Source organism: Falsiroseomonas oleicola (assembly GCF_019029495.1).
GTDB lineage: Bacteria > Pseudomonadota > Alphaproteobacteria > Acetobacterales > Acetobacteraceae > Falsiroseomonas > Falsiroseomonas oleicola.
Map to the genome: position 1 here is coordinate 367,098 of NZ_JAERQM010000003.1, position 25,525 is coordinate 392,622.

At 71.3% G+C, this 25,525-nt stretch carries 22 protein-coding genes; 12 read left to right on the forward strand and 10 right to left on the reverse strand.

The genetic code is table 11. The features are described from left to right. The 4 genes from JJQ90_RS12595 to JJQ90_RS12610 form a co-directional block, all read right to left on the reverse strand. On the reverse strand, positions 1–407 hold a 407-nt coding region (locus JJQ90_RS12595), incomplete at its 3' end, for a hypothetical protein (protein ID WP_216875863.1). 102 nt (positions 408–509) lie between these two features. Then, positions 510–1,118, reverse strand: coding sequence for a nicotinate-nucleotide adenylyltransferase (locus JJQ90_RS12600; protein ID WP_216875864.1), 609 nt, complete (start codon positions 1,116–1,118; stop codon positions 510–512). Positions 1,119–1,122: 4 nt separating this feature from the next. Then, positions 1,123–1,989: a 2-keto-4-pentenoate hydratase gene (locus JJQ90_RS12605; protein ID WP_216875865.1), complete on the reverse strand. Its 867-nt coding sequence runs from the start codon at positions 1,987–1,989 to the stop codon at positions 1,123–1,125. Positions 1,990–2,016: 27 nt separating this feature from the next. Beyond that, positions 2,017–3,282, reverse strand: coding sequence for a glutamate-5-semialdehyde dehydrogenase (locus JJQ90_RS12610; RefSeq protein ID WP_216875866.1), 1,266 nt, complete (start codon positions 3,280–3,282; stop codon positions 2,017–2,019). Positions 3,283–3,522: 240 nt separating this feature from the next. Here JJQ90_RS12610 and JJQ90_RS12615 point away from each other — a divergent pair, with 240 nt between their 5' ends. Continuing rightward, a complete protein-coding gene (locus JJQ90_RS12615) occupies positions 3,523–3,882 on the forward strand; it encodes a hypothetical protein (RefSeq protein WP_216875868.1) in 360 nt (119 codons plus the stop codon). Between the two features lie 70 nt (positions 3,883–3,952). Continuing rightward, positions 3,953–4,315 (forward strand): hypothetical protein, encoded by a 363-nt coding sequence (locus JJQ90_RS12620; protein WP_216875870.1) that lies wholly within the window; start codon positions 3,953–3,955, stop codon positions 4,313–4,315. A 61-nt stretch (positions 4,316–4,376) separates the two neighbouring features. Here JJQ90_RS12620 and JJQ90_RS12625 read toward each other — a convergent pair whose 3' ends face one another. The 4 genes from JJQ90_RS12625 to mutS form a co-directional block, all read right to left on the reverse strand. After that, a complete protein-coding gene (locus tag JJQ90_RS12625; RefSeq protein ID WP_216875873.1) occupies positions 4,377–5,882 on the reverse strand; it encodes an ABC transporter substrate-binding protein in 1,506 nt (501 codons plus the stop codon). 74 nt (positions 5,883–5,956) lie between these two features. Next, complete coding sequence (locus tag JJQ90_RS12630) at positions 5,957–6,658, reverse strand: DUF4410 domain-containing protein (protein WP_216875875.1); 702 nt, start codon at positions 6,656–6,658, stop codon at positions 5,957–5,959. Positions 6,659–6,807: 149 nt separating this feature from the next. After that, positions 6,808–9,597: a [protein-PII] uridylyltransferase gene (locus JJQ90_RS12635; RefSeq protein ID WP_216875877.1), complete on the reverse strand. Its 2,790-nt coding sequence runs from the start codon at positions 9,595–9,597 to the stop codon at positions 6,808–6,810. Positions 9,598–9,602: 5 nt separating this feature from the next. Beyond that, a complete protein-coding gene (gene mutS / locus JJQ90_RS12640) occupies positions 9,603–12,326 on the reverse strand; it encodes a DNA mismatch repair protein MutS (protein ID WP_216875879.1) in 2,724 nt (907 codons plus the stop codon). Positions 12,327–12,481: 155 nt separating this feature from the next. Here mutS and JJQ90_RS12645 point away from each other — a divergent pair, with 155 nt between their 5' ends. Together JJQ90_RS12645 and JJQ90_RS12650 are read left to right on the forward strand one after the other, a co-directional pair. Next, positions 12,482–14,791: an NADP-dependent malic enzyme gene (locus JJQ90_RS12645; protein WP_216875881.1), complete on the forward strand. Its 2,310-nt coding sequence runs from the start codon at positions 12,482–12,484 to the stop codon at positions 14,789–14,791. Between the two features lie 2 nt (positions 14,792–14,793). After that, on the forward strand, positions 14,794–15,225 hold the full coding sequence (locus JJQ90_RS12650) for a DUF488 domain-containing protein (RefSeq protein ID WP_216875882.1): 432 nt from the start codon (positions 14,794–14,796) through the stop codon (positions 15,223–15,225). A gap of 15 nt (positions 15,226–15,240) precedes the next feature. Here JJQ90_RS12650 and JJQ90_RS12655 read toward each other — a convergent pair whose 3' ends face one another. After that, positions 15,241–15,384, reverse strand: coding sequence for a hypothetical protein (locus JJQ90_RS12655; RefSeq protein WP_216875883.1), 144 nt, complete (start codon positions 15,382–15,384; stop codon positions 15,241–15,243). Positions 15,385–15,680: 296 nt separating this feature from the next. On the opposite strand from JJQ90_RS12655, the gene JJQ90_RS12660 reads away from it, so the two are divergent. Beyond that, a complete protein-coding gene (locus JJQ90_RS12660) occupies positions 15,681–16,514 on the forward strand; it encodes an FkbM family methyltransferase (RefSeq protein WP_216875885.1) in 834 nt (277 codons plus the stop codon). 8 nt (positions 16,515–16,522) lie between these two features. On the opposite strand, the gene JJQ90_RS12665 is transcribed toward JJQ90_RS12660, so the two are convergent. Further along, entirely contained in the window at positions 16,523–17,497 is a 975-nt protein-coding gene (locus tag JJQ90_RS12665) for a Bug family tripartite tricarboxylate transporter substrate binding protein (RefSeq protein ID WP_216875887.1), read from the reverse strand. A 217-nt stretch (positions 17,498–17,714) separates the two neighbouring features. Here JJQ90_RS12665 and JJQ90_RS12670 point away from each other — a divergent pair, with 217 nt between their 5' ends. The 7 genes from JJQ90_RS12670 to JJQ90_RS12700 all read left to right on the forward strand — a co-directional run bounded on the left by JJQ90_RS12670 (position 17,715) and on the right by JJQ90_RS12700 (position 25,522). Beyond that, positions 17,715–18,515, forward strand: coding sequence for a gamma-glutamyl-gamma-aminobutyrate hydrolase family protein (locus JJQ90_RS12670; protein ID WP_216875889.1), 801 nt, complete (start codon positions 17,715–17,717; stop codon positions 18,513–18,515). A 201-nt stretch (positions 18,516–18,716) separates the two neighbouring features. Then, a complete protein-coding gene (gene speB / locus JJQ90_RS12675; protein ID WP_216875891.1) occupies positions 18,717–19,739 on the forward strand; it encodes an agmatinase in 1,023 nt (340 codons plus the stop codon). Positions 19,740–19,858: 119 nt separating this feature from the next. Then, positions 19,859–20,986 carry a DNA polymerase III subunit beta gene (gene dnaN, locus JJQ90_RS12680; protein ID WP_216875893.1) on the forward strand — a complete coding sequence of 376 codons (1,128 nt, stop codon included), beginning with the start codon at positions 19,859–19,861 and terminating at the stop codon, positions 20,984–20,986. Between the two features lie 43 nt (positions 20,987–21,029). After that, entirely contained in the window at positions 21,030–21,578 is a 549-nt protein-coding gene (locus JJQ90_RS12685) for a demethoxyubiquinone hydroxylase family protein (RefSeq protein WP_216875895.1), read from the forward strand. A gap of 50 nt (positions 21,579–21,628) precedes the next feature. Continuing rightward, positions 21,629–22,903 carry an FAD-dependent oxidoreductase gene (locus JJQ90_RS12690; RefSeq protein WP_216875897.1) on the forward strand — a complete coding sequence of 425 codons (1,275 nt, stop codon included), beginning with the start codon at positions 21,629–21,631 and terminating at the stop codon, positions 22,901–22,903. Between the two features lie 28 nt (positions 22,904–22,931). Then, complete coding sequence (locus JJQ90_RS12695; RefSeq protein WP_216875899.1) at positions 22,932–23,909, forward strand: Bug family tripartite tricarboxylate transporter substrate binding protein; 978 nt, start codon at positions 22,932–22,934, stop codon at positions 23,907–23,909. Positions 23,910–23,911: 2 nt separating this feature from the next. Further along, entirely contained in the window at positions 23,912–25,522 is a 1,611-nt protein-coding gene (locus JJQ90_RS12700; protein ID WP_216875901.1) for an FAD-dependent oxidoreductase, read from the forward strand. Positions 25,523–25,525: the final 3 nt, after the last annotated feature.

The following is a 25,525-nucleotide window of genomic DNA, read 5'->3' on the forward strand; positions in this document are numbered from 1 at the left end:
TTGGCGGGCGCCTTGGCCTTTGCGGCGGTCTTGGGAGCGGCCTTCGGCTTCGCGGCGGCCTTGGCGGGCGCCTTGGCCTTTGCGGCGGTCTTGGGAGCAGCCTTCGGCTTCGCGGCGGCCTTGGCGGGCGCCTTGGCCTTTGCGGCGGTCTTGGGAGCGGCCTTCGGCTTCGCGGCGGCCTTGGCGGGCGCCTTCGCCTTTGCGGCGGTCTTGGGAGCGGCCTTCGGCTTCGCGGCGGCCTTGGCGGGCGCCTTGGCCTTTGCGGCGGTCTTGGGAGCAGCCTTCGGCTTCGCGGCGGTCTTGGGCGCAGCCTTCGGCTTCGCCGCTGGCTTGGCCGCGGCCGCGGCCGTGCGGCGCGCGGGGGCGGCGGCGCGGGCGGCCATGGCGGTCGGGCGCTGCGGGGTCACGGGCTCCCCGGTCGTGGACTCGGGGGTTTTGGGCGTGCGGGGAATGGCCGCCTCCTCTTCATGGAAAATGCTGTTGCCGGCGCTGTAGCACAGAAAAGCGATTCACGCCGCGCCTGATGCGGCACGGATCGCCGTGGCGGAAGCGGCATGCTCCGTGGTGGCCACGAAACACCAGGGCGCATGCGCCACGTCGCGCGCCCCCTCCGCCAGCAACGCGCCAGGCCGCCTGCGGTGCCGTGCCAAAGCATGCGCCGCCTGTCCGGCCAAGGCCTTTCGCGTCCAGCCCGGACGCGGCAGCACCGCCACCGGCGTCTTCGCCACGATCCAGCGCCAGCCCTGCCAGCGCGGCAATTGCCACAGATTGTCGGCGCCGATCACGAAGACGAAACGCGCGCGCGGAAAGCGTCGCCGCAGCGCCTTCAACGTGTCGATGCTGTAGCGCGTGCCCATCGCCGCCTCGATCCCCGTGGCGCGGATGCGCTGGCCATCGGCGATCGCGCGCGCCGAGGCCAGCCGCGCTGCGAAGCCCGCCATGCCGCGCGCCGGCTTCAGCGGATTGCCCGGCGAGACCATCAGCCAGACCTCATCCAGCCGCAGCGCCCGCAGCACTGCCCGCGCCACATGCAGATGCCCCGCATGGGCCGGGTTGAAGCTGCCGCCGAGCAGGCCGATGCGCCGCCGCCGGCGATCCCCCCAGGGATTGAGGGTCACGGCCTCATCGCAGGCGGACGGTGACCGAGACGGGCTGCGTCAGCAGCCCCGTATAGGTCGCCGTATAGTCGCGCCCCGCCTGTGCCGGCAGCGCGGGCGAAAAACCGCCGAGCGAGACATATTCGCCCGCCCGCAGCCGCAGCCCCTGGGCGCGCAGATCCTCCACCAGCCAGGCGAGCGCCGCCAGCGGATGGCCGAGCAGGGCGCGGCCGGGGGCACGCGCCACTTCCTGCCCATCGGCGCTCAGCACCACCTGCATATCGGCCAGCGCGGCGGCGAAAGCGGGCGTCGCCTGCACCGGGATTTCATCGCCGAGAACGCCAAGCCGGGCGCCGACATTGATCGAGACCAGCAGCGGGCCGGACCAGTTGGTGCCGGCGCCATGCACCAGGTCGGGCAGCTCGATGAAGGGAATCACCACATCCAGGTGGCGCAGCAGGGCGACGGGATCGGCGCCGGCCTCGTTCACGCCCTCATCCCGCACCCGCACCAGCAGGTCGCTTTCCACGGCGGGGACGATGCCGAATCCGGCCGGGATCTCGGCGCCGGACCGTGCCCGCAGCGTGCCGTGGAAGATGGCGCCGGCCACCGGATGCGGCACGCCGAAACGCGCCTGCGCCGTGGCATTGGTCAGCCCCACCTTCCAGCCGGCACGGTCGCCCCAGGGCTGCGCGAGCGCCGCCACCAGCAGGTTGCGGGCGCAGACTGCCGCCGCCATGTCCAGCACCGGTGGGGCCGGCGGCGCGCGGCGGTCGAGGATGGCGGCGGCAAGGCGCGCCACCTCCGCCGGCTCCGGGCAGGTGGCGGCGGCCAAAGGGGCGGTGAGCGGGGTGGCGAGCACGGCGAGCATCGCGGCGGTGGCTTTCTTCATGGCGACGTTTCCCCTTGGCGGGCGTGGTCAGGGACGTGTCTGCCCCGTGCCGATCACCTGGTAGCGGAAGGTGCAGAGCTGTTCCGGCCCGACCGGCCCGCGCGCATGCAGCCGGCCCGTGGCGATGCCGATCTCCGCGCCGAAGCCGAATTCGCCGCCGTCGCAGAACTGGGTGGAGGCGTTCCACATGCCGACGGCGGAGGCGATATTGTCCAGGAAGTGGCGCGCCACGGCCTCGTCCTGGGTGATGATCGCCTCGGTATGCTCGCTGCCGAAGCGGGCGATGTGGTCCAGCGCCGCTTCCACGCCATCCACCACCTTCACGGACAGGATGGCGTCCAGCCATTCGGTGCCGAAATCCGCCTCCGTCGCCGGGGGCAGCTCGGGCAGGATGGCACGGGCGCCCGCCTCGGCGCGGAAGTCGCAGCCCAGGGCGCGCAGGTCGGCGACCAGCAGCGGCAGCAGGGTCGGCGCGATGGCGGCGTCGATCAGCAGGGTCTCGGTGGAGCCGCACACCCCCGTGCGGCGCATCTTCGCATTGGCCAGCACCTGCCGCGCCATGGCCGGGTCGGCGGCCGCATGGATATAGGTGTGGCAGAGGCCCTCGGCATGGGCGAGCACCGGCACCCGCGCCTCCGCCTGAACCCGCGTCACCAGGCCCTTGCCGCCGCGCGGGATGATGAGGTCGATCAGCCCGGCGGCGCGCAGCATGGCGCCGACGAAGCCGCGATCGGCGGTGGGCGCCACCTGCACGGCGGCGTCCGGCAGGCCGGCGGCGCGCAGCCCTTCCACCATGCAGCCATGGATGGCGGCGGCACTGCGCAGGGATTCCTTGCCGCCACGGAGGATCACGGCGCTGCCCGCCTTCAGGCAGAGCGCGGCGGCATCGGCACCGACATTGGGGCGGCTTTCATAGATCATGCCGATGACGCCGAGCGGCTGCGCCACGCGGCGGATCACCAGCCCATTGGGCCGTGTCCATTCGGCCAGCACGCGGCCGATGGGATCGGGCAGCGCCGCCACCTCCTCCACCGCCGCGGCCATCGCCTCCACCCGCGCGGGCGTCAGCGCCAGGCGGTCGCGGAAGGCGGGGGTGAGGTCGGGTGCGGCCGCCAGATCCTCGGCATTCGCCGCCAGCACCAGCGCTGCGCGCGCGCGGAGCGCCGCCGCCGCCGCCATCAGCGCCGCGTCCCGCTGCGGTCGCGGCGCCACGCTCAGGCTGCGCGCGGCCTCACGGGCGGCACGGGCAGCGGTATCGAGCAGGCGGGCGGTCTCATCGGCCAGGACGGTCATGACGGGTTTCTCCTGATGCGAGAGGTAGCGCGCGGCCGGTGGCGAGGGAAGCGCGCGCATCCTGTCGCAACAGGGGCGGGCGCAACCGTGCTCACGCGCCCGTGTCATCGCTTTCGGTGATGGCGGCGATGCGGTGTGCCGATTGGTGGTGCGAAGGGGTGCGGACTATCTCACGCTCAACGCTGAAGCGGACCGCCAATGTCGCGGAGGGCATCAGCAAGTATGACGAAGGATACGACGATGAACCCCATCAACCGCATCGCCAACGCGCTGTTCGCAGCCGGAGCCCTGAGCTTCGCCGTGCCGGCCCTGGCGAACGACGTTACTTACCCCCGCGTGGTCGGGACTGGTGAGAATGCTTCCGTGGAGTATGGCCCGGCAGCGACGCAGAACATCGTGGGCGGCGGTGCCGTGACCATCGCGACCGGCCATGACGGTGCCTGGCGCGTCACCCACACCGATCCCAGCTTCGCCCAGCGGGCGCCTGCCGGCTTGGTCCCGGTGACCGTCGGCAGTGGCGAGAGCCAGCGCACCGCCTGGGTTCCGGCCGCCGAAAGCCTCCGCCTGCTGGCGCAGGCCGGTGGCCCCACCGGCGGCTGAACCCGCATCCCTGAACAGCGACCGGGCCGCGGCGATCCCCGCCGCGACCGCACGAAGAAGGAAGAATGAGATGACCCGTTTCCATCATATCGCCGCCGCCGCCCTGGCCGCCGGCACCCTGGCCCTGGCCATCCCGGCCTCCGCCCAGACCATCGCCGAGAACAGCTACTTCCCGCAGGTGGTGGGCAGCGGCGAGAATGCCGAGGTGGTCTATGGCCCCGGCCCGGCGCGCAACATCGTCGGCGGCGGCGCCGTGACGGTGACCGAGGAGCCGAATGGCAGCGTGCATATCCGCCACACGGATAACAGCTTCGTCCAGCAGGGCCGCGAGGGCGTGCGCGCCGTGACGGTTGGCAGCGGCGAGAGCCAGCGCACCGTCTGGGTGCCGGTCGGCGCGGCGGCACAGCGCACGGATACCGGCTTCCGCGGCTGATCGAAGCCATCGCTTCGAAGCAAGGGGGCGGTCCGCAGGGACCGCCCCTTTTTCGTGGGCGCTACCTGCCCACCCGCAGCCCGGCAAAGCGGATGATGCCATCCGGGCTGGGCACGAAACCCTCCACCCCGCGCCGCATCGCCCAGAACCAGCGGTAGTGGTACAGCATCAGATAGGGCCGGTCGGCCATCCACAGCGCCGCCGCCTGGCGATACAGCGGCTGGCGCCGGGCGGTTTCCGTCACTGCGCGCGCCGCCGCGAACAGCGCATCGACCTCCGCATTCACGTATTTGCCGCGGTTGAGGAAGCCGTTGGAGGCGACCCAGGGGGCGATATTGCCATCCGGATCGGGCCGGCCGGACCAGATGTTCACCGAGGCCTCGTAGTCCCCGCGCTGCGTCGCGGCGACCAGCGCGCCGGCCTCCATCAATTCGATGCGGATATCGAAGCCGCCTTCCGCCGCCATGGACTGGATGATCTCCGCCACCTGCGCTTCGGTCGGCTGGTTCGGCACCTTCAGCGTGAAGGCCACCCGCTCATGCCCCGCCGCCCGCAGCAAGGCGCGCGCCGCGGCCGGGTCGCGCGGCGGCGCGGCGAGTTCGGGGAAATGATAGGCGGTGCCGGGCGGCTCCGCCTGGTTGTTGGCGGTGAAGCGGCCTTCCAGCGCCACCTGGTTGATGATGGCGCGGTCGATGCTGCGCTCGAAAGCCTCCCGCACCCGTGCATCGCTGCCGAGCGGCCCGGCGGCGAGCGGGCCATGCCCGACATTGATGCTGATGGTCTGGTAGGCGATGGAATCCCCCGCCACCAGCCGCAGCCGCTGGTCACGCTCGACGGAGGGCAGGTCCACCGGCGCCACGCGCTCGATCAGGTCGAGCTGGCCGGCGCGCAGGTTCAGCAGACGGACGTTGTTGTCGGGGATCGGCAGGAAGACCAGACGATCGGCATGGATGTTCGCGGCGTTCCAATGGCCGGCGAATTTTTCCATCTCGATCCGGTCCTGCGCCACGCGGCGCGTCAGCCGGAAGGGGCCGGAGCAGATGGGGTTCTCCCAGACCCGTTCGGCCAGCGGCAGCACGGCGGGGGACAGCATCATGCCCGCGCGATCCGCCAGCACGGAAAGCAGCGGCGCGAAGGGGGCGGAGAGCACGAGGCGCACCGTCCGCGCATCCGGCGTCTCCACCGATGTCACCTGCTGCAACTCCGTGCGCCGACGGCTTTCGCGCGCGGTGCGGTAGCGGTCGAGATTGGCCTTCACCGCCGCCGCGTCGATCGGCGTGCCGTCCTGGAAGCGCGCGCCCTCGCGCAGCGTCAGCGTCAGTGCGCGGCCATCCGGCGCCCATTCCCAGGCGGTGGCGAGTTCCGGGCGGAACTGCAGATCCGGCCCGATATCCACCAGCTTGTCGCACATGGCGGCGAAGACCACGCGTTCGACGAAGGAACTGGATTGCGCCGGATCGAGCATGTTCGGATCGGCGCCAATGCCGATGCGCAGCGTGGTCTGCCCGAGGACAGGCGTGGCGAACAGCGGCAACAGCAGGGCGGCGAGGTGGAGGGTGCGGCGCATCGGCGGGACCTTCGGCCTGGGGAGGGTGGTATCCTGCGCGCATCCCACCCCAGGCCGCAATTACGGCCGTCGCTTCAGCGCCAGCCCTGCGCCGTGGCGAAGGCCAGGATGCGGTCGGCGGCGCCGCGGGCCAGGGTGCCGATTTCCTGCGGGCCACGGGTCTCGCCCATCACGCCGCGGACCGCGGTGCCCGCCACCACCACCGCCGCGCCACGGCCGGCGCCGATCACGCCGCCCGGCATGCGGCCGCTATCGGCATCCAGCGCGAAGCCGTCCACCTGGCGCGGCTCGGTCGCCGGCCCGTCCTGGAAGGCCAGCACCGCATCGCCCGCCACCCGGCTGGCGCCGAGTCCGAAGCCGACGACGGTGCGGCGGGCACGGTTGCCTTCCTGCAAGGCGGTGAAGTTGCCGCGCACCAGAAGGCGGGGCGAGGCGGTGCCAGCCTCGGCGGCCGGCACGGCGACAAAACCGCGCTCGCGCAGGGCGGCGACGAGGGCAGTCTGGAAGCCGGCGATCGCTTCATCCGCCGCCGCGCGGCGGGTGGCGGTGTCGTCGCCGCCCATCGCGCGCCGCGCCCGCAGCAGCGGTGCGCTGTCCAGGGTGACGCGGCTGGGGTCGAGCCGGAAGCGCTCCACCACGATCTGCGCCGGGGCCGGCAGGCTTGTAGCGGCCTGGCCGGCGGCGGGTGCCGGCGCGGCGGCCAGCGGTTCGACCCGCGCCTGGGCGCAGGCGCCGAGCAGCAGAAGGGCGCAGAGGGCGGGAATCGGGCGGATCATGGGGCATTTCCTTCGGCTGAGGCGGCTTCATGCCACCTTTCCGATAAAGAAACCTTCCCAATACGTGCCAGATTCAATCAACGGCCCTACCGCGTGACCGCGGCGCCCATTCGGACGCTCGGACCGGTCAAGAGACCGGTCCGCCGGGATCACACGATCCGCACGGCCCCGTCATTCGGCATGTCCGGCGCGCCGAGCGCCACCAGCAGGGCGCTGCGCAGCGCCGCCAGCTTGCGTTCGTTCTCCACCTTCAGCCCGAACACGTCCTTCACATAGAAGACGTCCACCGCCCGCACGCCATAGGTGGTGATATGCGCGCTGGCGATCTGCAGCCCCTGGCCGCTGATCGCCGTCGTCACCGCATGCAGCAGCCCGGGCCGGTCGCGGCCATTCACCTCGATCACCGTGTGGGTGTTGGAGGCGTGGTTGTCGAGCACCACGCGCGGCGGAATGGTCACCGCCCGCAGCCGCGCCGGCTCGCGCCGCAGCTTGGCGATCTCCGCCTCCAGCCGCAGCCGCCCGGACAGCGCCTGTTCGATCAGTACGGAGAGCCGCGCCAGGCGATGCGGTGCGTCGAAGGCGCCGCCGGCGGCGTCCTGCACCCAGAAGGTATCCAGCGCCATGCCATTGGTCATGGTGTGGATGCGCGCATCGACGATGGAGGCACCGGCCACGGCCAGCGCACCCGCGATGCGGCTGAACAGGCCGGGATGGTCGGAGCAGTAGACGGTGACCTCGGTGACCGACCGGGCCTCGATGACGCGGGACCGGACCGTCAGCGGCGCATTCTCCGCCTCCGCCTCCCGGATCATCTCCGCATGGCGGGCATGGGTCTCGGGGTCGAAGGACAGCCAGTAGCCGGGATAGCCGAGGCCGAGGAAGAAGTCCGTCTCCGCCTGGGTCTGGTGCGTCAGCAGGCTGGCGGCGGCGGCGCGCGCGCGCGCCACGCGGGTGTCGCGTTCCGGCACCGAGAGACCGCCGGCCAGAACTTCTGCCACGCGCCAGTACAGCTCGCGCAGCAGGGTCGCCTTCCAGCCGTTCCAGACCTTTGGGCCGACCGCGCGCATATCGGCGACGGTCAGCACCAGCAGCAGGCGCAGCCGTTCGGGGGATTGGACGGTCTCGGCGATGTCCAGAATGGTCTTGGGGTCGTCGATGTCGCGCTTGAAGGCGGTCTGGCTGATCAGCAGGTGGTTCAGCACGAGCCAGGAGACGGTCTCCGTCTCCTCCGGCGAAAGGCCGAGGCGGGGACAGATCTCCTGCGCCACCTGAGCGCCGAGTTCCGAATGGTCGCCACCGCGGCCCTTGGCGATGTCGTGCAGCAGCACGGCGACATACAGCGCGCGGCGCGACTGGATCTGGCCGATCAGCTCCGAGGCGACGGGCGCGATCTCGTTCAGCGCGGAGCCTTCGAGCTGGGACAGCACGCCGATCGCCTCGATCGTGTGCTCCTCCACCGTGAAGACATGGTAGGTGTCGAACTGCATCAGCCCGACGATGCGGGCCCAATCCGGCATGAAGCGGGACAGGAAGCCCACCTCGTTCAGCACCCGCATGAAGCGCGCCGGGTCGCGGCCGGTCAGCAGGTCGAGAAACAGCGCATTGGCCGGCGGGTCGTCCCGCAGCTGCACCGCATGGCGGGCGTTGCGGATCAGGGCGCGGTGGGCGAGGGGGTGGATTTCCAGGTTGCGGTCCCGCGCCGCGCGCACCAGGCGCAGCATGATGGCGGGGTCCTCGGCGATATTGCGCTCCGGCGCGAACAGCACCTTGCCATCGGCCAGCGCCATCCCGGCCTGGGACAGGGCGGCGTCGCCTGCCGGCAGCACGGCGGGGGGGCCGAGCGCCGCGCGCTCGATCGCCGGTTCCAGCAGGCGGGTCAGGCGCACCACGTCCCGCGCCGTCAGGAACAGGTGCTTCATGAAGCGCTCGACGCCGTCCTGCACACCATGTCGTGTGTATCCCATGCGGGCCCCGACGACGGGTTGCAGGTCGAAGGTCAGGCGTTCCTCGGCACGGCCGGTCACGTAGTGAAGGTGGAAACGGACGGTCCAGAGAAAGTTCCAGGCGCGGCGCACCGCGCGGGCCTCCTGCGGCGTCAGCAGCCCGCCGCCGGGGCTGTTCGCCCCCACCAGTTCCGGCATGCGCTGCACGCCGAAGGCATGGCGCGCCAGCCAGTAGAGCGTCTGCAGGTCGCGCAGCCCGCCGCGGCCTTCCTTCACATGCGGCTCGACCAGGAAGGGACTTTCGCCATAGCGGGCGTGGCGGGCCTGGCGCTCCGCGCGTTTCGCGGCCAGGAAGGGGGCGAGGCCGCTGGCCTGGCGGGCGGCGGCGAAGGCGGCCTCGAAACGCTCGAAGGTCGGGCGTTCGCCGGCCAGGAAGCGGGCATCGATCAGCGCGGTCTGGATGGTGACGTCGCCGCGCGCATCCTCCAGGCATTCGGCGAGCGTCCGGGTGGCATGCCCCACCTTCAGCCCGAGATCCCAGAGCAGGTAGAGCAGGAATTCCACGGACCGCCGCCCCTGCGGGCCGAGCGGCTGGTCCGACAGGAACAGCAGGTCGATGTCGGAATAGGGGGCCAGGACGCCGCGGCCATAGCCCCCGGTGGCGATCAGGGCGAAGGGCGGTTCGGGCGGCGCCTCCGTCGCGCTAGTACAGCTTGCCAGCGTATAGGCGTGGATAGCGGAAACCAGCCCATCGGTCAGCGCCGCCAGCCAACGGGCGGCGCCCAGGCCGGACAGGTCATGCGCCTCGAAGGCCCGCTGCACCCGGCCCTGGATGCGGCCCAATTGTCGGCGGAGCAGGCCGAGGGCGATGTCGCGGGCGACGGGGCGACCGGCCTCGACCAGCCCTGCGATGAGGTCCGGAAGGACCTCGGGCGGTTCGGCGGGTAGCGCGAGTGCGGCCGCCTGGGTGGGCGGTTGGCCGAGGCTGGCGATCATTCCTGTCACACTACCGTGTCACCTGTCTCAGCAACAGGGTTCTCTTGCTGCGCTGCGACAACTTCCGCCGACGTATCGTCTTTTCCAGCCGCGAGCGCCTTCAGCCGGTAGAGCGCATCCTGCGCCTCTCGCGGTGAGAGCGCATCCAGGTCGATCGCGGCAAGCTCCGCGTGCAGCGGGCTGGGCGGCACGGCCTTGGCCGGGAGGGGTTGGGCGAACAGCGGCAGCTCCTCGGCCAGGGTATCGGCGCCGCCAGCCCGGGCGCGGGCCTCCAGCGCCGCCAGCACCTCCGCCGCGCGTTTCAGGACGGGGCGCGGCACGCCGGCCAGCCGCGCCACATGCACGCCCCAGCTTCGCTCGCTGGCGCCGGGGCCGACCAGGTGCTGGAACACCACCTCCCCCCGCCATTCCCGCACCTGCATCCGGGCGAGCTGCAATTCCGGCAGGCGGCCCGCGAGCGCCGTCAGTTCATGAAAATGGCTGGCAAAAATGGCGCGGCAGCGGATGCGGTCGTGCAGCGCCTCCAGCACCGACCAGGCGATGGCCAGCCCGTCCCAGGTGGCGGTGCCGCGGCCGACCTCGTCCAGCACCACCAGGGACCGGGCGGTGGCCTGGTTCAGGATGGCGGCCGTCTCCGCCATCTCCACCATGAAGGTCGATCGCCCGCCGGCGATGTCGTCGCCCCCGCCGACGCGGGAGAACAGCCGGTCCACCAGCCCCATTCTTGCGGCAGTTGCCGGCACGAAAAGCCCGGACTGCGCCAGCACCACCATCAGCGCATTCTGCCGCAGCCAGGTGGATTTGCCGGCCATGTTGGGGCCGGTCAGCAGGCACAGGCGGCGGCCGGGCGACAGGTCGCAGTCATTGGGGACGAAGGCCGGCCCCCGGGCACGCTTCTGCACCGCCTCCACCACCGGGTGCCGCCCGGCGGTGATGCAGAATTCGGCGCGCTCCGTCAGTTCGGGCCGGCACCAGCCGCCCTCGGCGGCCAGCGTCGCGGCGGCGGCGTGCAGATCCAGCTCCGCCAGGGCGCGCGCCGCTTCCGCCACCTGGCTGCCGTGCCGCAGGGCGAGGGTCTTCAGATGGGTGATGCAGGCGCGTTCGCGGGTGGTGGCGCGCTCCCCGGCCTCCGCCACCTTGCGGTCCAGCTCGGCCAGCGCGGTGCAGGTGAAGCGCATGGCATTGGCCATGGTCTGGCGATGGATCGGCGCCATGGCGCCGCTGGCGGGCGGGGCCTGCACCAGCTTCTGGCCGGCCACCGCCGGCACCTCCGCCAGGAAGCCGAACTGCTGGTGGTGGCGGATTTTCAGGCTGGCGACGCCCCAGGCCTGGGCGAGCTCCATCTGCAGGGCCGCCACCGCCTCCCGCGCCCCATCGCGCAGCCGGCGCAGGGCATCGAGCTCGCCGTCATAGCCGGCGGCGATCACCCCCCCATCCTCCAGCCGGGCCGGCATTTTTTCCAGGTTCAGCGCGCGGCCGAACTCTTCCGTCAGACCCGGATCGAGGCGCAGCGCCGCCTGTGCGGCCTCGATCAGCGGCGGGCCCGGCAGGGCGGCCTCGGCCAGTGCCGCCCGCACCGCCTCCGCCCGCGCAAATCCATGGGCGAGCGCGCCAAGGTCGCGCGGGAAGAAGCGATCCAGCGCCAGCCGGCCGAGGGCGCGGGCCATGTCGGGGGCGCCCTTCAGCGCCGCGCGCAGGGCGGCGCGCACCGCCTCCGCCTCCAGCAGGAAGGACACCGCGTCATGCCGCGCGCCGACCGCTTCCGCCTCCGCCAGTGGCGCCGAGAGACGTGCGGCCAGCTCGCGCGCGCCGGCGGCGGTCAGGGTGCGATCGACGGCCACGAACAATGTGGCCTCGGTGCCGCCGCGCTGATCCCGCAGAATCTCCAGGCTGCGCCGCGTCGCCGCATCCAGCGCCAGCGTGCCGGCCGCGCCGGCCTGCGGGCGCGGCGGGTCCAGGCGCGGCAGGGCGCCGGCCTGGGTTTCCCGCACATAGGACAAGGCGAGGGCGGCGGCGGCGAGCTCGGCCTCGGTGAAGCGACCAAAACCGTCCAGCGTGGCGACACCGAAAGCCTCCCGCAGCAAGCGCCCCGGGTCGCGCGGCGGGGCGCGTTCGGCGATGCGGCCGGGCAGGCGCTGGGCGAGGTCGGGCAGTTCGGCCAGTTCGCGCGGCGCGCAGGCCTCCACCGGTTCGATCCGCGCCAGCAGCGCGCCGAGTTCGTCGCGGGGCAGCGCCATGGTCTCGAAACCGCCGGTCGAGACATCGATCCAGGCGGCGGCGAAGCCCGACCCCACCTCGGCCAGGGCCAGCAGCCAGGCGGGGCGGGCGGCGTCGAGCAGCCCGTCCTCCGTCACCGTGGCCGGGGTGACCACGCGCACCACCTCCCGCCGCAGGGTCGTGGCCTTGCGCTTCTTCGCCTGTTCCGGCGTTTCCATCTGGTCGCAGATGGCGACCCGGTGGCCCTGGCGGATCAGCCGGGCGAGGTAGGATTCCCAGGCATGCACCGGCACGCCGCACATCGGTACCGGCTCGCCACGATGCTCGCCGCGGAAGGACAGGGCGATGTCGAGCGCATCGGCGGCGATGCGGGCATCGCCGAAGAACATCTCGAAGAAATCGCCCATGCGGAAGAAGACCAGCGCATCGGGATGCGCATTCTTCGCCACGAACCATTGGGCGAGGGCGGGGGTGGCGCCTTCGGCCAGCGGGATGTCGTCGGGGCTCGTCACCCTGCATCCCTAGACCGCCATGCCCGCGCTGCGAAGAGTGTTGTGTGCTTACGCCGCCAAAGCCCCAGAACGCAGCTGCGAAGCGGCTGTCTTCCCAGGCCAGCCCTGGGCTGCAATGAAGGGGGGAGAGACGTGAGTTGGGGAAGACACGCACCATGGATGACGCGCGCAAGGAACCGGGCGAGGCGCTGGCGGATACCCGCACCGCCCGCATCACCGACCAGGAAGCGCTGGCAATGCATGCCGAGGGCCGGCCGGGCAAGCTGGAGATCCGGCTGACCAAGCCGCTGACCACGGCGCGCGACCTGTCGCTGGCCTATAGCCCGGGCGTGGCGGCGCCCTGCCTGCACATCCACAAGGACCCCTCGCTGGCCTATGACTATACCAGCAAGGGCAATTTCGTCGCCGTCATCAGCAATGGCACGGCGGTGCTCGGCCTCGGCAATCTCGGCGCCCTGGCCAGCAAGCCGGTGATGGAGGGCAAGGTCGCGCTGTTCAAGCGCTTCGCCGATGTCGACGGCATCGACCTCTGCCTGGACACGGAGGATGTCGACGCCTTCGTCAATTGCGTCCGCTACCTCGGCCCGTCCTTCGGCGGCATCAACCTGGAGGACATCAAGGCCCCGGAATGCTTCGTCATCGAGCAGCGGCTGCGCGAGCTGATGGACATCCCGGTGTTCCACGATGACCAGCACGGCACGGCGATCGTCGCCGCCGCCGGCCTCATCAACGCCTGCCACCTGACCGGCCGCGACCTGAAAAGCGTGAAGCTGGTGATCAACGGCGCCGGCGCGGCGGCGGTGGCCTGCGCCGAGCTGGTGAAGGCCATGGGCATCCACCCGCAGCATGTGATCCTGGCCGACACCAAGGGCGTGATCTATCGCGGCCGCACCGAAGGCATGAACCAGTGGAAGTCGGCGCATGCCGCCGACACGGCCTGCCGCACCCTGTCGCAGGCCATGGAAGGCGCCGACTGCTTCATGGGCCTGTCCGTGAAGGGTGCCGTGACGCCGGAGATGGTGCGCAGCATGGCCGCGCATCCGATCATCTTCGCCATGGCGAATCCGGACCCCGAGATCACGCCGGATGAGGCCCGCGCGGTGCGGCCGGACTGCATCATCGCCACGGGCCGCAGCGACTATCCGAACCAGGTGAACAACGTCCTCGGCTTCCCTTTCATCTTCCGGGGCGCGCTGGATGTCCGGGCTTCCACGATCAACGACGCCATGAAGGTCGCCGCCGCCAATGCACTCGCCCTGCTGGCGCGTGAGCATGTGCCGGAGGAAGTGGCGGGTGCCGGCGCCGGCAAGTCGCTGCGCTTCGGACCCGAATACATCATCCCCAATGCCTTCGACCCGCGCCTGATCAGCCGCATCCCGCCCGCCGTCGCCAAGGCGGCGATGGACAGCGGCGTGGCGCGCAAACCGATCCTCGACCTGCACCGCTATGCCCGCGACCTGGCGGGGCGGATGGATTCCACCGCCCATGCGATGGAGGCGATCGCCGAGCGGGTGCAGGCCAATCCGCGCCGCGTCGTCTTCGCCGAGGGCGAGGAGGAACGGGTGATCCGCGCCGCCATCGCCTTCCGCAATGCCGGCTACGGCACCCCGGTGCTGGTGGGGCGGGAGGACCGGGTGAATGCGGTGGTGGCCGGCCTGGGCATACCGATGCCGGAGGGGATCGAGATCCACAATGCGCGGCTGTCGCATCGCAACGGCGCCTATGCCGAATGGCTCTATGCGCGGCGGCAGCGGCAAGGCTTCCTGCTGCGCGACTGCCAGCGCCTGGTCAATCTCGATCGCAACGTCTTCGCCGCCTGCATGGTGGCGGCCGGCGATGCGGATGCGATGGTCACGGGCGCGACCCGCAGCTACGCCGCTGCGCTGGAAGGCGTGCTGACCGCGATCGATCCGGCGCCGGGCACGGTGCTGTTCGGGCTTACCCTGATGCTGGCGCGGCGTTCTGGCACGGTGCTGGTGGCGGATACCGCCATCCATGAACGCCCGGATGCCGCGACTCTGGCCGAGATCGCCACCCAGGCCGCCGCCGCCGCGCGGCGCCTGGGGCATGAGCCGCGCGTCGCCTTCCTCGCCTTCTCCACCTTCGGCGATCCCAAGGGCAGCATCCCCGGCAGCGTGCGCGATGCGGTGAAGCTGCTGGACCAGCGCCAGGTGGATTTCGAATATGACGGCGAAATGGCCGCCGACGTGGCGCTGGACCCGGGGCTGCGCGCCGCGCTGTATCCCTTCTGCCGCCTGACCGGTCCTGCCAATGTGCTGGTGATGCCGGGGCTTCACGCCGCGCATATCCTGACCAAGGCGGCGCCCAGGCTGACCAGCGCGCAGACCATCGGCCCGCTGCTGATGGGCCTGTCGGCACCGGTGCAGATCGTGGGGATGGAGGCCGGGGTGAACCAGATCCTCGACCTCGCCTGCCTCGCGGCGCATGCCGCCCTGCCGAAGTAGACATGACGGGGCCGGTCTTCACCATCGGCTATGAGGAGGCGACACCGGCGCGGCTGATCGCGGCGCTGCGGGCGGCGGGCGTCACCACGCTGGTCGATGTCCGGGCGCTGGCCAACAGTCGCAAGCCCGGCTTCGCCAAGCGGGCGCTGGGCGCGGCGCTGGCGGAGGCGGGCATCGCCTATCAGCACGTGCCGGCGCTCGGCACGCCGGCGGAAGGGCGTGCGGCGGCGCGCGCCGGTCGGCCGGCGGAGATGCGGCGCATCTTCGGCGCCAGGCTCGCCGGGCTGGAAGGCCAGGCGGCGCTGGCCGCGCTCAGCGCCCAGGCAAGGGCGGAACCCGTCTGCCTGCTGTGCCTGGAGGCCGACCCGGCGCAATGCCACCGGACCCTGGTGGCGGAGGCGGTGGGGCTGCCGATCCGGCACCTGGCCCCGTGATGCGGCGCTTCTGATTCAGCGCGGCTGGCTGCGCCCACCAAGATAGCGGCGCTCCGGCCGATAGCTCAGCCAGCGGCGCAGCTTGCGCAGGAAGTCGCGTACCGGGGTGCGGGCGCGGAAGGCCCAGGTGGCAAAGGGTGTGGCGAGGGCGGCGGTCATGGCGGAGGGCTCCCGGTCTCGGGTGCGCCGTCCTGGCGTTGCGGCCATTCGTGCCGCGCTGGTCGGCGGCAGCGGCTGCCGTTCGGACGATCATGGCATGATGACGCTTAAGGCATGATGAGCGCGCGTGCGAAGGCACTGATGATCTGAATCATGCGACCCAAAAGTCCGAGCTGATGCGGGAACGAAGGTGAACGCGTCATGCTCTAACGGGCGGTTGAAGCCGCCGGGCTTGGCCGTCGCGGCGAGACCGCTATGGTGATCGGCGAAGACCTTGTACCGAAGGTGGCCCAAGCTTGTTCAGACGCATCTTCCCCCCCCGCAAGGTGCCGGTCCGGGCCGTGCCGGCGCAGCGCGACACTTATTGCTTCCTCGGCAATCGGGCGGTGGCGCTGACCCATTCGGGGCTGAAGATCTTCCTCGATGTGCGCGATATCGGCATGACGCCGCATATCGCCCTGTCCGGCGAGTGGGAACGCCATGTGGAGCGACTGCTGCGCCGCCTGTTGACGCCGGGCGCGCAGGTGGTCGAGGTCGGTGCCAGCATGGGCTATCACACCCTGGCGATGGCCCAGGCCGTTGGCCCTGGTGGCCATGTGCATTCCTTCGAGGCCAATCCGCGAGTGCTGGCCCTGCTGCGCGACAGCGTCGCGGTGAATGGCTTCAATGGCCGGGTCACGGTGCATGAGGCCGCCGCGGTGGCGGAGCCGGGCCCCATCGCCTTCGCCGTGCATCCTTCCCATATCGGCAGCGGCCATGTGGCGCTGGCGGAGAATGTGGCCGGCTATCCGGAACGCTTCGAGGCGCGGGGCGTGCGCATCGACGACGTGCTGCATGAGATGCCGGAGGCGCATCTGATGCGCCTGGATTGCGAGGGCAGCGAACCGCAGGCGCTGCGCGGGGCGGAGGCGCTGATCCGCCGCTCCCCCGACCTGATCCTGGTGACCGAATGGGACACCCATATGATGGGTGCGCGGGAGGATGTGGGGGCCTTCGAGGCCTGGCTGCACGGCCTCGGCCTGACCCATGTGCAGGAGATCACCGGGCGGGGCCTTCGCCCGGTGGCGGCGGGCGGCCTGGTCGGGCTGACTCATGCCGACCTGCTCTTCTCCCGCCGCCCGGTCGGGTAATGGTGATCCTAGCCGTCGAGGCGGATCCCCAACTCCCGGATCAGCGGCCGCCAGACCGCATTCTCCCGCTGCACGAATTCGCCAAACTGCACCGGGGTCCAGGGCTGGTACTCGATGCCGAGATCGGCGAGGCGGCGGGCGATATCAGCCGAAGTCATGGCGCGCACCATCTCCTCCGCCAGCCGGGCGATGATCGGGGCGGGGGTGCCGGCGGGCACGCTCATGCCCTGCCAGCCATAGGCGGTGGTGTCGGCGAAGCCGAGCTCCACCAGGGTCGGCACCTGCGGGAACAGGGCGCTGCGCGCTTCGCTCATCACGCATAGCGCGCGCACGCGGCCGTCGCGGATGAAGGGCGTGCCGGTGGCGGTGTCGATCACCACCACATCGACATTGCCGCCCAGCAGGTCCTGCATCGCCGCAGGCCCGCCGCGATAGGGCACATGTTCCGCCGCCAGCCCGGTGCGGCGCTTGACCAGTTCCATCGCCAGGTGGTGGGGGGAGGCGACGGCCGGCGTGCCATAGGTGGGCGCGCGGGTCTTCGACGCGGTGACCAGCCCGGCGAAATCCTGGATTGGATCGCTCGCCCGCACCACGATGTACAGCGGGAAGCGCCCGATAAAGCCGACCCCGGCGAAATCCCGGTCCGGATTATAGGGTAGCCGCGAATACAGGGCCGGATTGTAGACCAGGATGCCGTTGTCGACATGCATCCAGGTATAGCCATCGGCCGGGCTGCGGGCGACGATCTCGCTCGCCAGCACGGCGCCACCGCCCGGGCGGTTCTCCACCAGCACATTCTGGCCGAGGCGCGGCGTCATCTGCGCCGCGATCAACCGGGCGAAGGCGTCCGAGGCGCCGCCGGGCGGATAGCCGACGACCCAGCGGAGCGGCCTTTCGGGCCAGGCGGCCTGCGCCTGCGCGCCCGATGCGGCGGTCAAACCCGCCATGCCCAAACCGGCCAGAACCTCGCGACGCCTGAACATGCCCACGCCCTCCATCAGAGGGTCGCATTGTGCGGGCTGGCGTGGCGCGCGCAACAGCGACCATGGCCCGGCGAGCCTTCCCGCGCGTAATTTCGCCAGTCCTTTGGGCGCCACCCGCCGCGAAAAGTGGCAGCGAAGGTCTGCCATGCGTGCGGCGCGCCCCCATCCGGCCAAAGATTGTCTTGATCCCGCCACAGACGGGCATGACATTTCACGCATGCGCGCCATGGTCGGTATCTCCTGTTGTGTGAAAGCCTTTGGCCTGTTCGGCACGCCGAACCATGCCGCCTCGGACAGTTACGTTCGGGTCTCGCTCGGACCCATCGGCGCCGTGCCGGTGCTGCTGCCGGCGGCCGGGGAGGCGCTGGTGCCGGACATCCTGCCCCGCCTGGATGGGCTGATGCTGACCGGCAGCCGGTCCAATGTGCATCCCGACCATTATGACGGCCCCGCCCATGCCGAGGGCACGCCGGAGGATCCGCAGCGGGATTCGACCACCCTGCCGTTGATCCGCGCCGCCATCGCCGCCGGCCTGCCCGTTCTGGCGATCTGCCGCGGCTTCCAGGAACTCAACGTGGCCCTCGGCGGGTCGCTCGACCAGCGGATCCAGGACCTGCCGGGCCGGATCGACCATTCCACCCCCTCCGACCAGCAATTGCCCGGGGTGCGGACCGGCAAGGCGCATGCGGTGCGGATCGCCGCGGATGGCCAGCTCGCCCGCATCTGGGCCGCCGCCGGGCTGCGCGTGCGGCCGGAGGCGGTGCCGGTGAATTCCCTGCACAACCAGGGCGTCTGCCGCCTGGCGCCGCGCCTGGTGGCGGAGGCCTGGGCGCCCGATGGCACCGTCGAGGCGGTGCGCGTGGCCGATGCGCCGGGCTTCTGCATGGGCGTGCAATGGCACCCCGAATATGACTGGGAACAGGATGCGCGGTCCCGCGTGATCTTCGAGGCTTTTGGCGCCGCCACCGCCGCCTGGGCGGCGGGCCGACGCCCCGCTGCCGCCCAGCGTGCTGCCTGACGGGGGCGGGTCGCCGGGCGACTCACAAGTTTTTTTGCCTATCGGCCCCTGCTCGCGCTATGATGGCCGGGCCGGCCGACTATCGCCGGCGGACGCGGCCGGTTCCCCTGCCGGCTCGCCCGACCATTCCGATCGGAAGTGATGAGCGTTGGCGCCCGGTCACCCCCCTGACCGGGCGCTTCGCGTTTGGGAGGCGTGCGGATGGATGCGGAGAGGCTGGCGGCGCTGAAGGCGCGTTTCGGCGCGGGGTCGGAGAGCGAAGACCCGCTGTTCCGCCGCATCATCGAGACCCAGTTCCAGGGCGACCGCCGCGCCTGGCCCTTTGCCGGGCTTGCCACCTTCTGCGGCGCGCCCTTCCAGGCTGACCCCTTCGACAACGCACCCGAGATCGGGCTGGTCGGCGTGCCGATGGACCTCGGCGTCACCAACCGGGCCGGTGCCAGGCTCGGCCCGCGCGCGATCCGGGGGGTGGAGCGCATCGGGCCCTATGAGCCGGCCCTGCACATGGCGCCGCTGACCGAGGCGCGGGTGGCGGATATCGGCGACGTGCCCATGGCCTCCCGCTTCTCCCTCGAATCCTGCCATGCCGATATCGAAAGCCATTTTGGGGCGCTGCGGGCGGCGGGCATCCGGACCGTGGCGGCCGGCGGCGACCATTCCATCAGCCTGCCGATGCTGAAGGCGCTGGGCGCCGGGCGGCCGCTGGGCATGGTGCATATCGACGCCCATGCCGATACCGGCGGCGAGTATGAGGGCAGCCGCTTCCACCATGGCGGCCCGTTCCGGCAAGCCGTGCTGGAGGGCGTGCTGGACCCGGAGCGCACCATCCAGATCGGCATCCGCGGCGGCGCCGGCTACCTCTGGGAGTTTTCGACGGCCAGCGGCATGACATTGATTCAAATGCACGAATTTGCTCAGATGGGCGTTCCGGCGGTGCTGGAGCTGGCCCGGAAGGTGGCGACGGGCCCCATCTATGTCTCCTTCGACGTGGATGCGGTGGATCCCGGCTTCGCGCCCGGCACCGGCACGCCGGAGGTCGGCGGGCTGACGCCGCTGCAGGTGCTGCAACTGCTGCGCGGCCTGGCCGGGCTGGATGTGGTGGGCGGCGATGTGGTGGAGGTGGCGCCGCAATACGATGCCGGCACCGCCACCGCCCAGATCGGCGCCCAGGCCATGTTCCAGATCCTCTGCCTGCTGGTCCAGGCGCCTTCGTTCCGCGGATGACGGTGAAATGGGCCGGAGACCGGCCCTTCAAAGCCTGATTCCAGCCTGTTAGAATGCCCCTCCGCGCGGTGCGGGTAAGGGTCGGCCTGTCGCCGCCAGAAATCGGGAATCCAGGTGCCATGAAATTCACGGTGGACCGGGCGGTGCTGCTCAAGGCGCTCGCGCATGTGCAGAGCGTCGTGGAGCGGCGCAATACCATCCCGATCCTGGCCAATGTGCTGCTGGAAGCGCGGGAGGCCGGGCTGCGCCTGACCGCGACGGATATGGAAATCGCGGTGGTGGAGGATGTGCCCGGCGTGACCGTGGCCCGCCCCGGCCGCACCACGGCCCCGGCCGCCACCCTGTTCGAACTGGTGCGCAAGCTGCCCGACAGCGCCAAGCTGGAACTGGACCATCCGGGTGGCGATGCGCAGATGACGCTGCGCGCCGGCCGTTTCGACGCCAAGCTGTCGGTGCTGCCGGTGGAGGATTTCCCCTCCATGACCGAGGGCAAGCTGCCGCACCGCTTCGCCTTGCCGGCCGGCCAGCTTCGGGAGCTGATCGACCGCACCAAATTCGCGATCTCCACCGAGGAGACGCGCTACTATCTGAACGGCATCTACATCCACGCCACCGAAAGCGGCGGTGCCCCGGTGCTCCGCGCCGTGGCGACGGATGGCCACCGCCTGGCCCGCGTCGAGGAAGCGCTGCCGGATGGGGCGGCCGGGATGCCGGGCGTGATCGTGCCGCGCAAGACGGTGAATGAGCTGCGCAAGCTGGCCGAGGAAGTGACGGATGAGATCGCCGTCGCGCTCTCCGACACCAAGATCCGCTTCACCCTGGGCGCGGTGCAGCTCACCTCCAAGCTGATCGACGGCACCTTCCCCGAATATGAGCGGGTGATTCCGCGCGGCAACGACAAGATCCTCCGGGTCCAGAAGAAGGATTTTGCGGAAGCCGTGGGGCGCGTGGCGGGTATTTCCAGCGAGCGGTCGCGGCCGGTAAAGCTCTCGATCGATCGCAACCACCTGCTGCTTTCCGCCGCCAGCGCCGAGCTGGGCCAGGCGCAGGAGGAGCTGGATGGCGATGTGGTGAGCTACGAAAGCGGCCCGCTCGAGATCGGCTTCCAGGCCCGCTACCTGAACGACATCACCGACCAGATCGTGGAGACGGTGGAATTCCGCTTCTCCGACGGCTCCGCGCCCACCATCGTCACCGACAGCGCCAAGCCCGAGGCGCTGTATGTGCTGATGCCGATGCGCGTCTGACGCGGCTTGCGGTCGGCGCCGTCCGGACCATCTCCGGGCGGCCATGACCCATATGCCACCGCCTGTTGCCAACGCCGACCTGCCGGACTGGCTGGTCGGCGAATTGCGTTCCGACCATGCCGGGGAAACCGGCGCCGTGATGATCTATCGCGGCATTTTATCCGTCGCCCGCGACCCGGCCGTACGCGATTTCGCGCAGCGCCACGCCGCAACGGAACAGGGGCATCTCGACCTGCTGGAAGGCCTGCTGCCGCCGCGCCAGCGCAGCGTGCTGCTGCCGATCTGGCGGGTGGCGGGCTGGTTGACCGGCGCGCTGCCGGCACTGGCCGGCAATCGCGCCATCTACGCCACCATCGATGCGGTGGAGACCTTCGTCGACCACCACTACCAGGCGCAGATCGACCGGCTGGACGCGGAGCGCATTTTTCCGGAGATCCGCGCCCTGCTGGCGCATTGCCAGGCGGAGGAAGTGGAGCATCGGGACGAGGCGCGGGAGGCCGCCGATGCACCGCCCGGCGCATTGCTGCGCGGCTGGGCCTGGCTGGTCGGCAATGGCTCCGCCGCCGCCGTCCATGCAGCCCGGCGGATTTAGCGGGGCCGGCCACCCCTGACGCCGCGCGGCGGGCGGCGTAAAGACGCTGCATGGACCTTGCAGCGGATATCCTGGTCGCCGGCGGCGGCATGTCGGGCACCATGGCGGCCATCGCCGCGGCGCGCGCCGGCGCCGATGTGCTGCTGGTGGAGCGCTTCGGCTTCCTCGGCGGCGCCGCCACCGCCGCGGCGGTGGGCCAGTTCGTCGGCTGGGACACCGCGGCCGGACGCCGCGTTGTGGCGGGGCTGGCGGAGGAGGTGGTGGCGCGGCTTCAGGCGCTCGGCGCCAGCGACGGCCATTCCCACTTCACCATGTCCACCGGCCACCGCATGGACCGCGTCTGCTACGACCCGGAACTGCTGAAGCCGGTGCTGGACGCCATGGCGGCGGAAGCGGGCGTGCGGCTGCTGTTCCACACCGCCATCCTCGGCGCGGAACGCCAGGGCCGCGCCATCGCCAGCGTCGACCTGCTGACCAAGGCGGGGGTCTGCCGCGTCACGCCACGCCTCGTCATCGATGCCAGCGGCGACCTCGACCTGCTGGCGCGGGCCGGCGCGGCGTTCCTGCCGCTGCAGCCGGGCCAGGTGATGCAGCCCGCCACCGCCATGTTCCGCTTCGGCCCGATCGACCTGCCGGCCTTCGACGCCATCCCGCCCATAACCCTGGCCGCGCTGGCGCAGCAGGGCGTGGCGGAGGGCCGGCTGGCGCGCGCCGCGCTGCATGCCAGCCGGATCGAGGGCACGGCCGATGCCTGGTTCAATATCGGCCGCCTCGCCTTCGACGCGACGGACCCGCTGGCACTCTCCGCCGCCGAGGTGGAGGGGCGGCGCCAATCCCTCGCCGCCGCTGATTTCCTGCGCGATTTGGTGCCGGGCTGCGCGGCGGGGCGCATCCAGGCCTTCGCCCCGCAGGTCGGCGTGCGCGAAAGCCGCCGCATCCACGGCCTGCATGTGCTGGAGGAGGCGGAGCTGCGCGCCGGGGAGGCCTTCGCCGACCGCATCGCCTGGGGCGCCTATCCCATGGACATCCACCCGGCCAAGGGCGCCGGCCTGCATTTCGAGGGCTTTGGCGCCGACCACGCCTATGCGATTCCGCTGCGCGCGCTGCTGCCGCGCGGCTTCGACAATGTGCTGGTGGCCGGGCGCGGCATCTCGGCCAGCCACAAGGCGCATGCGGCGATCCGGGTGATGCCGATCGTCATGGCGATCGGCCAGGCGGCGGGGATCGCGGCCGCCATGGCGGCAAGGGGCAATGCGGCGCCGGCGGAGATCGACGTGGCCAGCTTGCAGGACGCGCTGCGCCAGGCCGGCGCGCATCTGCCGTGACGGATTTGGGTGGGGGAAAGGAAACGACATGACGAACAAGAAGCTCATCACGCGCCGGCTGGCGCTGGCCGCGGGCGGCGCGCTGCTGGCAGGCGGCGCCCAGGCGCAGGCGAATAGCTGGCCCACGCGGCCGGTTCGCATCATCGTGCCCTTCGCCGCCGGCGGCCCCGCCGATGCGCTGGCCCGCATGCTGGCCGAGATCTTTGGCCCGCAGCTCGGCCAGCCGGTGGTGGTGGAGAACCGCGCCGGCGCGGGCGGCATCCTGGGCACCCAGGCGGCGGCGCAGGCGAATGACGGGCACACGCTGCTGTTTGGCAGCGTCAGCATGACCATCGTGCCGCATCTGCAACCGCAGCCGCTGGCCTATGACGTGGTGCGGGATTTCGCGCCGCTTGGGCTGGTGGCCTCCACGCCCTTCGTGCTGGTCGTGCCCACGGCCTCGCCGCTGCGCAGCGTGGCGGATGTGGTGGCGGAGGCGCGGAAGGGCGGGATGGCGGCGGCCAATAGCGGCCATGGCACCATCTCCCACCTCACCGCCGAGATGTTCGGCGAGGCGGCGGGCGTGCGGATCGAGCCGGTGGTCTATCGCGGCGAGGGCGTGCTGATGCCGGACCTGCTGAACGGCGCGGTGCCCATGGGTTTTCTCACCTTGTCCACCGTGCTGCCGCAGATCCAGGCGGGGCGGCTGCGCGCTTTGGCCATTGCCGGCGCGGCGCGGCTGGCCGTGCTACCGGATGTGCCGAGTCTGGCCGAGCAGGGTTTTCCGGGCATCGAGGCAGATGGCTGGCAGGCGCTGTTCGCGCCACGCTCCGTGCCGGAGGCGGGAGTGCAACGCCTGGTGCCGCTGCTGCGCGATGCGGTGGCGAGTGCGGCGCTGCGCGAACGCATCACCGGCTTCGGCGCCATCCCCGGCACGCGGGATCGCGCCGAATTCGCGGCGATGTTCCCGCAGGAATACCAACGCTGGGGCGCGGTGGTGCGCGCACGCGGCATCCAGGCGCAGTAGGCGTGGACGACACCTATGATGCGGTGGTGCTGGGCAGCGGTGCCGCCGGGCTGACGGCGGCGCTGACCGCCGCGGTGTCCGGGCTGCGGGTGCTGGTGCTGGAGAAGACGGACCGGCTCGGCGGTACCAGCGCCATGTCCGGCGCCGGCACCTGGATTCCGGCGAACCATCATGCCGAGGCGGCCGGCATCGCCGACAGCCCGGAGGAGGCACTGGACTATATCCGCGCCGCCGCGCCGGAGGGCTGGGCGGTGACGGAGGATGCGCTGTGGCAGCGGCTGGTCACCGCCTCGCCCGCCATGCTGCGCTTCGTCGAGGCGCATTCGCCTTTGCGCTTCCGGCTGACGCCGGAGGGCGACCCGCTGCGCAACCTGCCCGGCGCCAAGCCGCGCGGGCGCATGCTGTCGCCATTGCCGCTCAGCCGGTGGCGCGCGGGGCGTTTTGCGTTTCGCATCCGGCGATCGACCATCCCCGAGATCTTCACCTATCACGAGGCGGTGGAGACGGACCTCTATCACCATCCCTATCGCACGGCGGCAAAACTCTGGCCGCGGCTGGCCTGGCGGCTGCTGGTGAACAGCCGCGGCAAGGGCACGGCGCTGGTCACCGGGCTGCTGCGCGGCTGCCTGGATGCCGGGGTGCGGATCGAACATTCGGCGCGGGCGGTCGAATTGCTGCAGGACGAGACCGGCACGGTGACTGGCGTGGTGGTGACGCAACGCGGCACGCGCCGCACCATCCAGGCGCGGCGCGGCGTGGTGATCGCGACCGGCGGTTTCGAATGGGATGCGGCGCTGCGCGAGGCGCATTTTCCGGGGAAGGTCGATTATCTCGGCAGCCCGCCGGGCAATGAAGGCGATGGCCACCGCATGGCGGAAGCCGCCGGCGCGGCGCTGGCGCATATGGACCAGGCGACGCTGACGCCGGCCGTGCCCGTGCGGCATGAGGGGCACCTCATGGCGCGCCCCGTGCCCTTCCACACCGAGCCGAATGCGATCCTGGTGAACCGCCACGCGGTTCGCTTCGTGAACGAACTGGTCTTCAATATCGGCGAGGCGATGGATGCGCGCGACGCTTCCGGCCAGCCGATCCACCTGCCCTGCTGGGTGATCGCCGATGCGCGGCTGCTGGAGCGGCTGCCGCCGGCGCGCTGGGCGGCGAAGGATGATTCGGGCTGGATGCACCGCGCCGGCAGCCTGGCCGAGCTGGCGCAGGCCATCGGCCTCGACCCTGCCGCGCTGGAGGCGACGGTGGCGCGCTACAACGCCGCCTGCGCCGCGCAGAAGGATGGCGATTTCGGCCGCCCCTCCGCCGCCGATGCCGCCGCCAGCGGCGACAAGCGGCGGCGCGGCGGGTTGCAGGCGCTCGAAAAGGCGCCGTTCCTGGCGATGCCCTTCAACCGCTCGATCCTCGGCACTAAGGGCGGCCCGCGCACGAACGATCAGGCGGAGGTGCTGCGTCCGGATGGCAGCGTGATCGCCGGGCTTTTCGCGGCGGGGGCGTCGAGCGCCAACCCGCTCGGCACCCGCGGCGTCGGCACCGGCACCACCATCGGGCCCTATATGGCCTGGGGCCATGTGGCGGGGCTGCGGCTGGCGCAGCGGAATCCGTGAGGG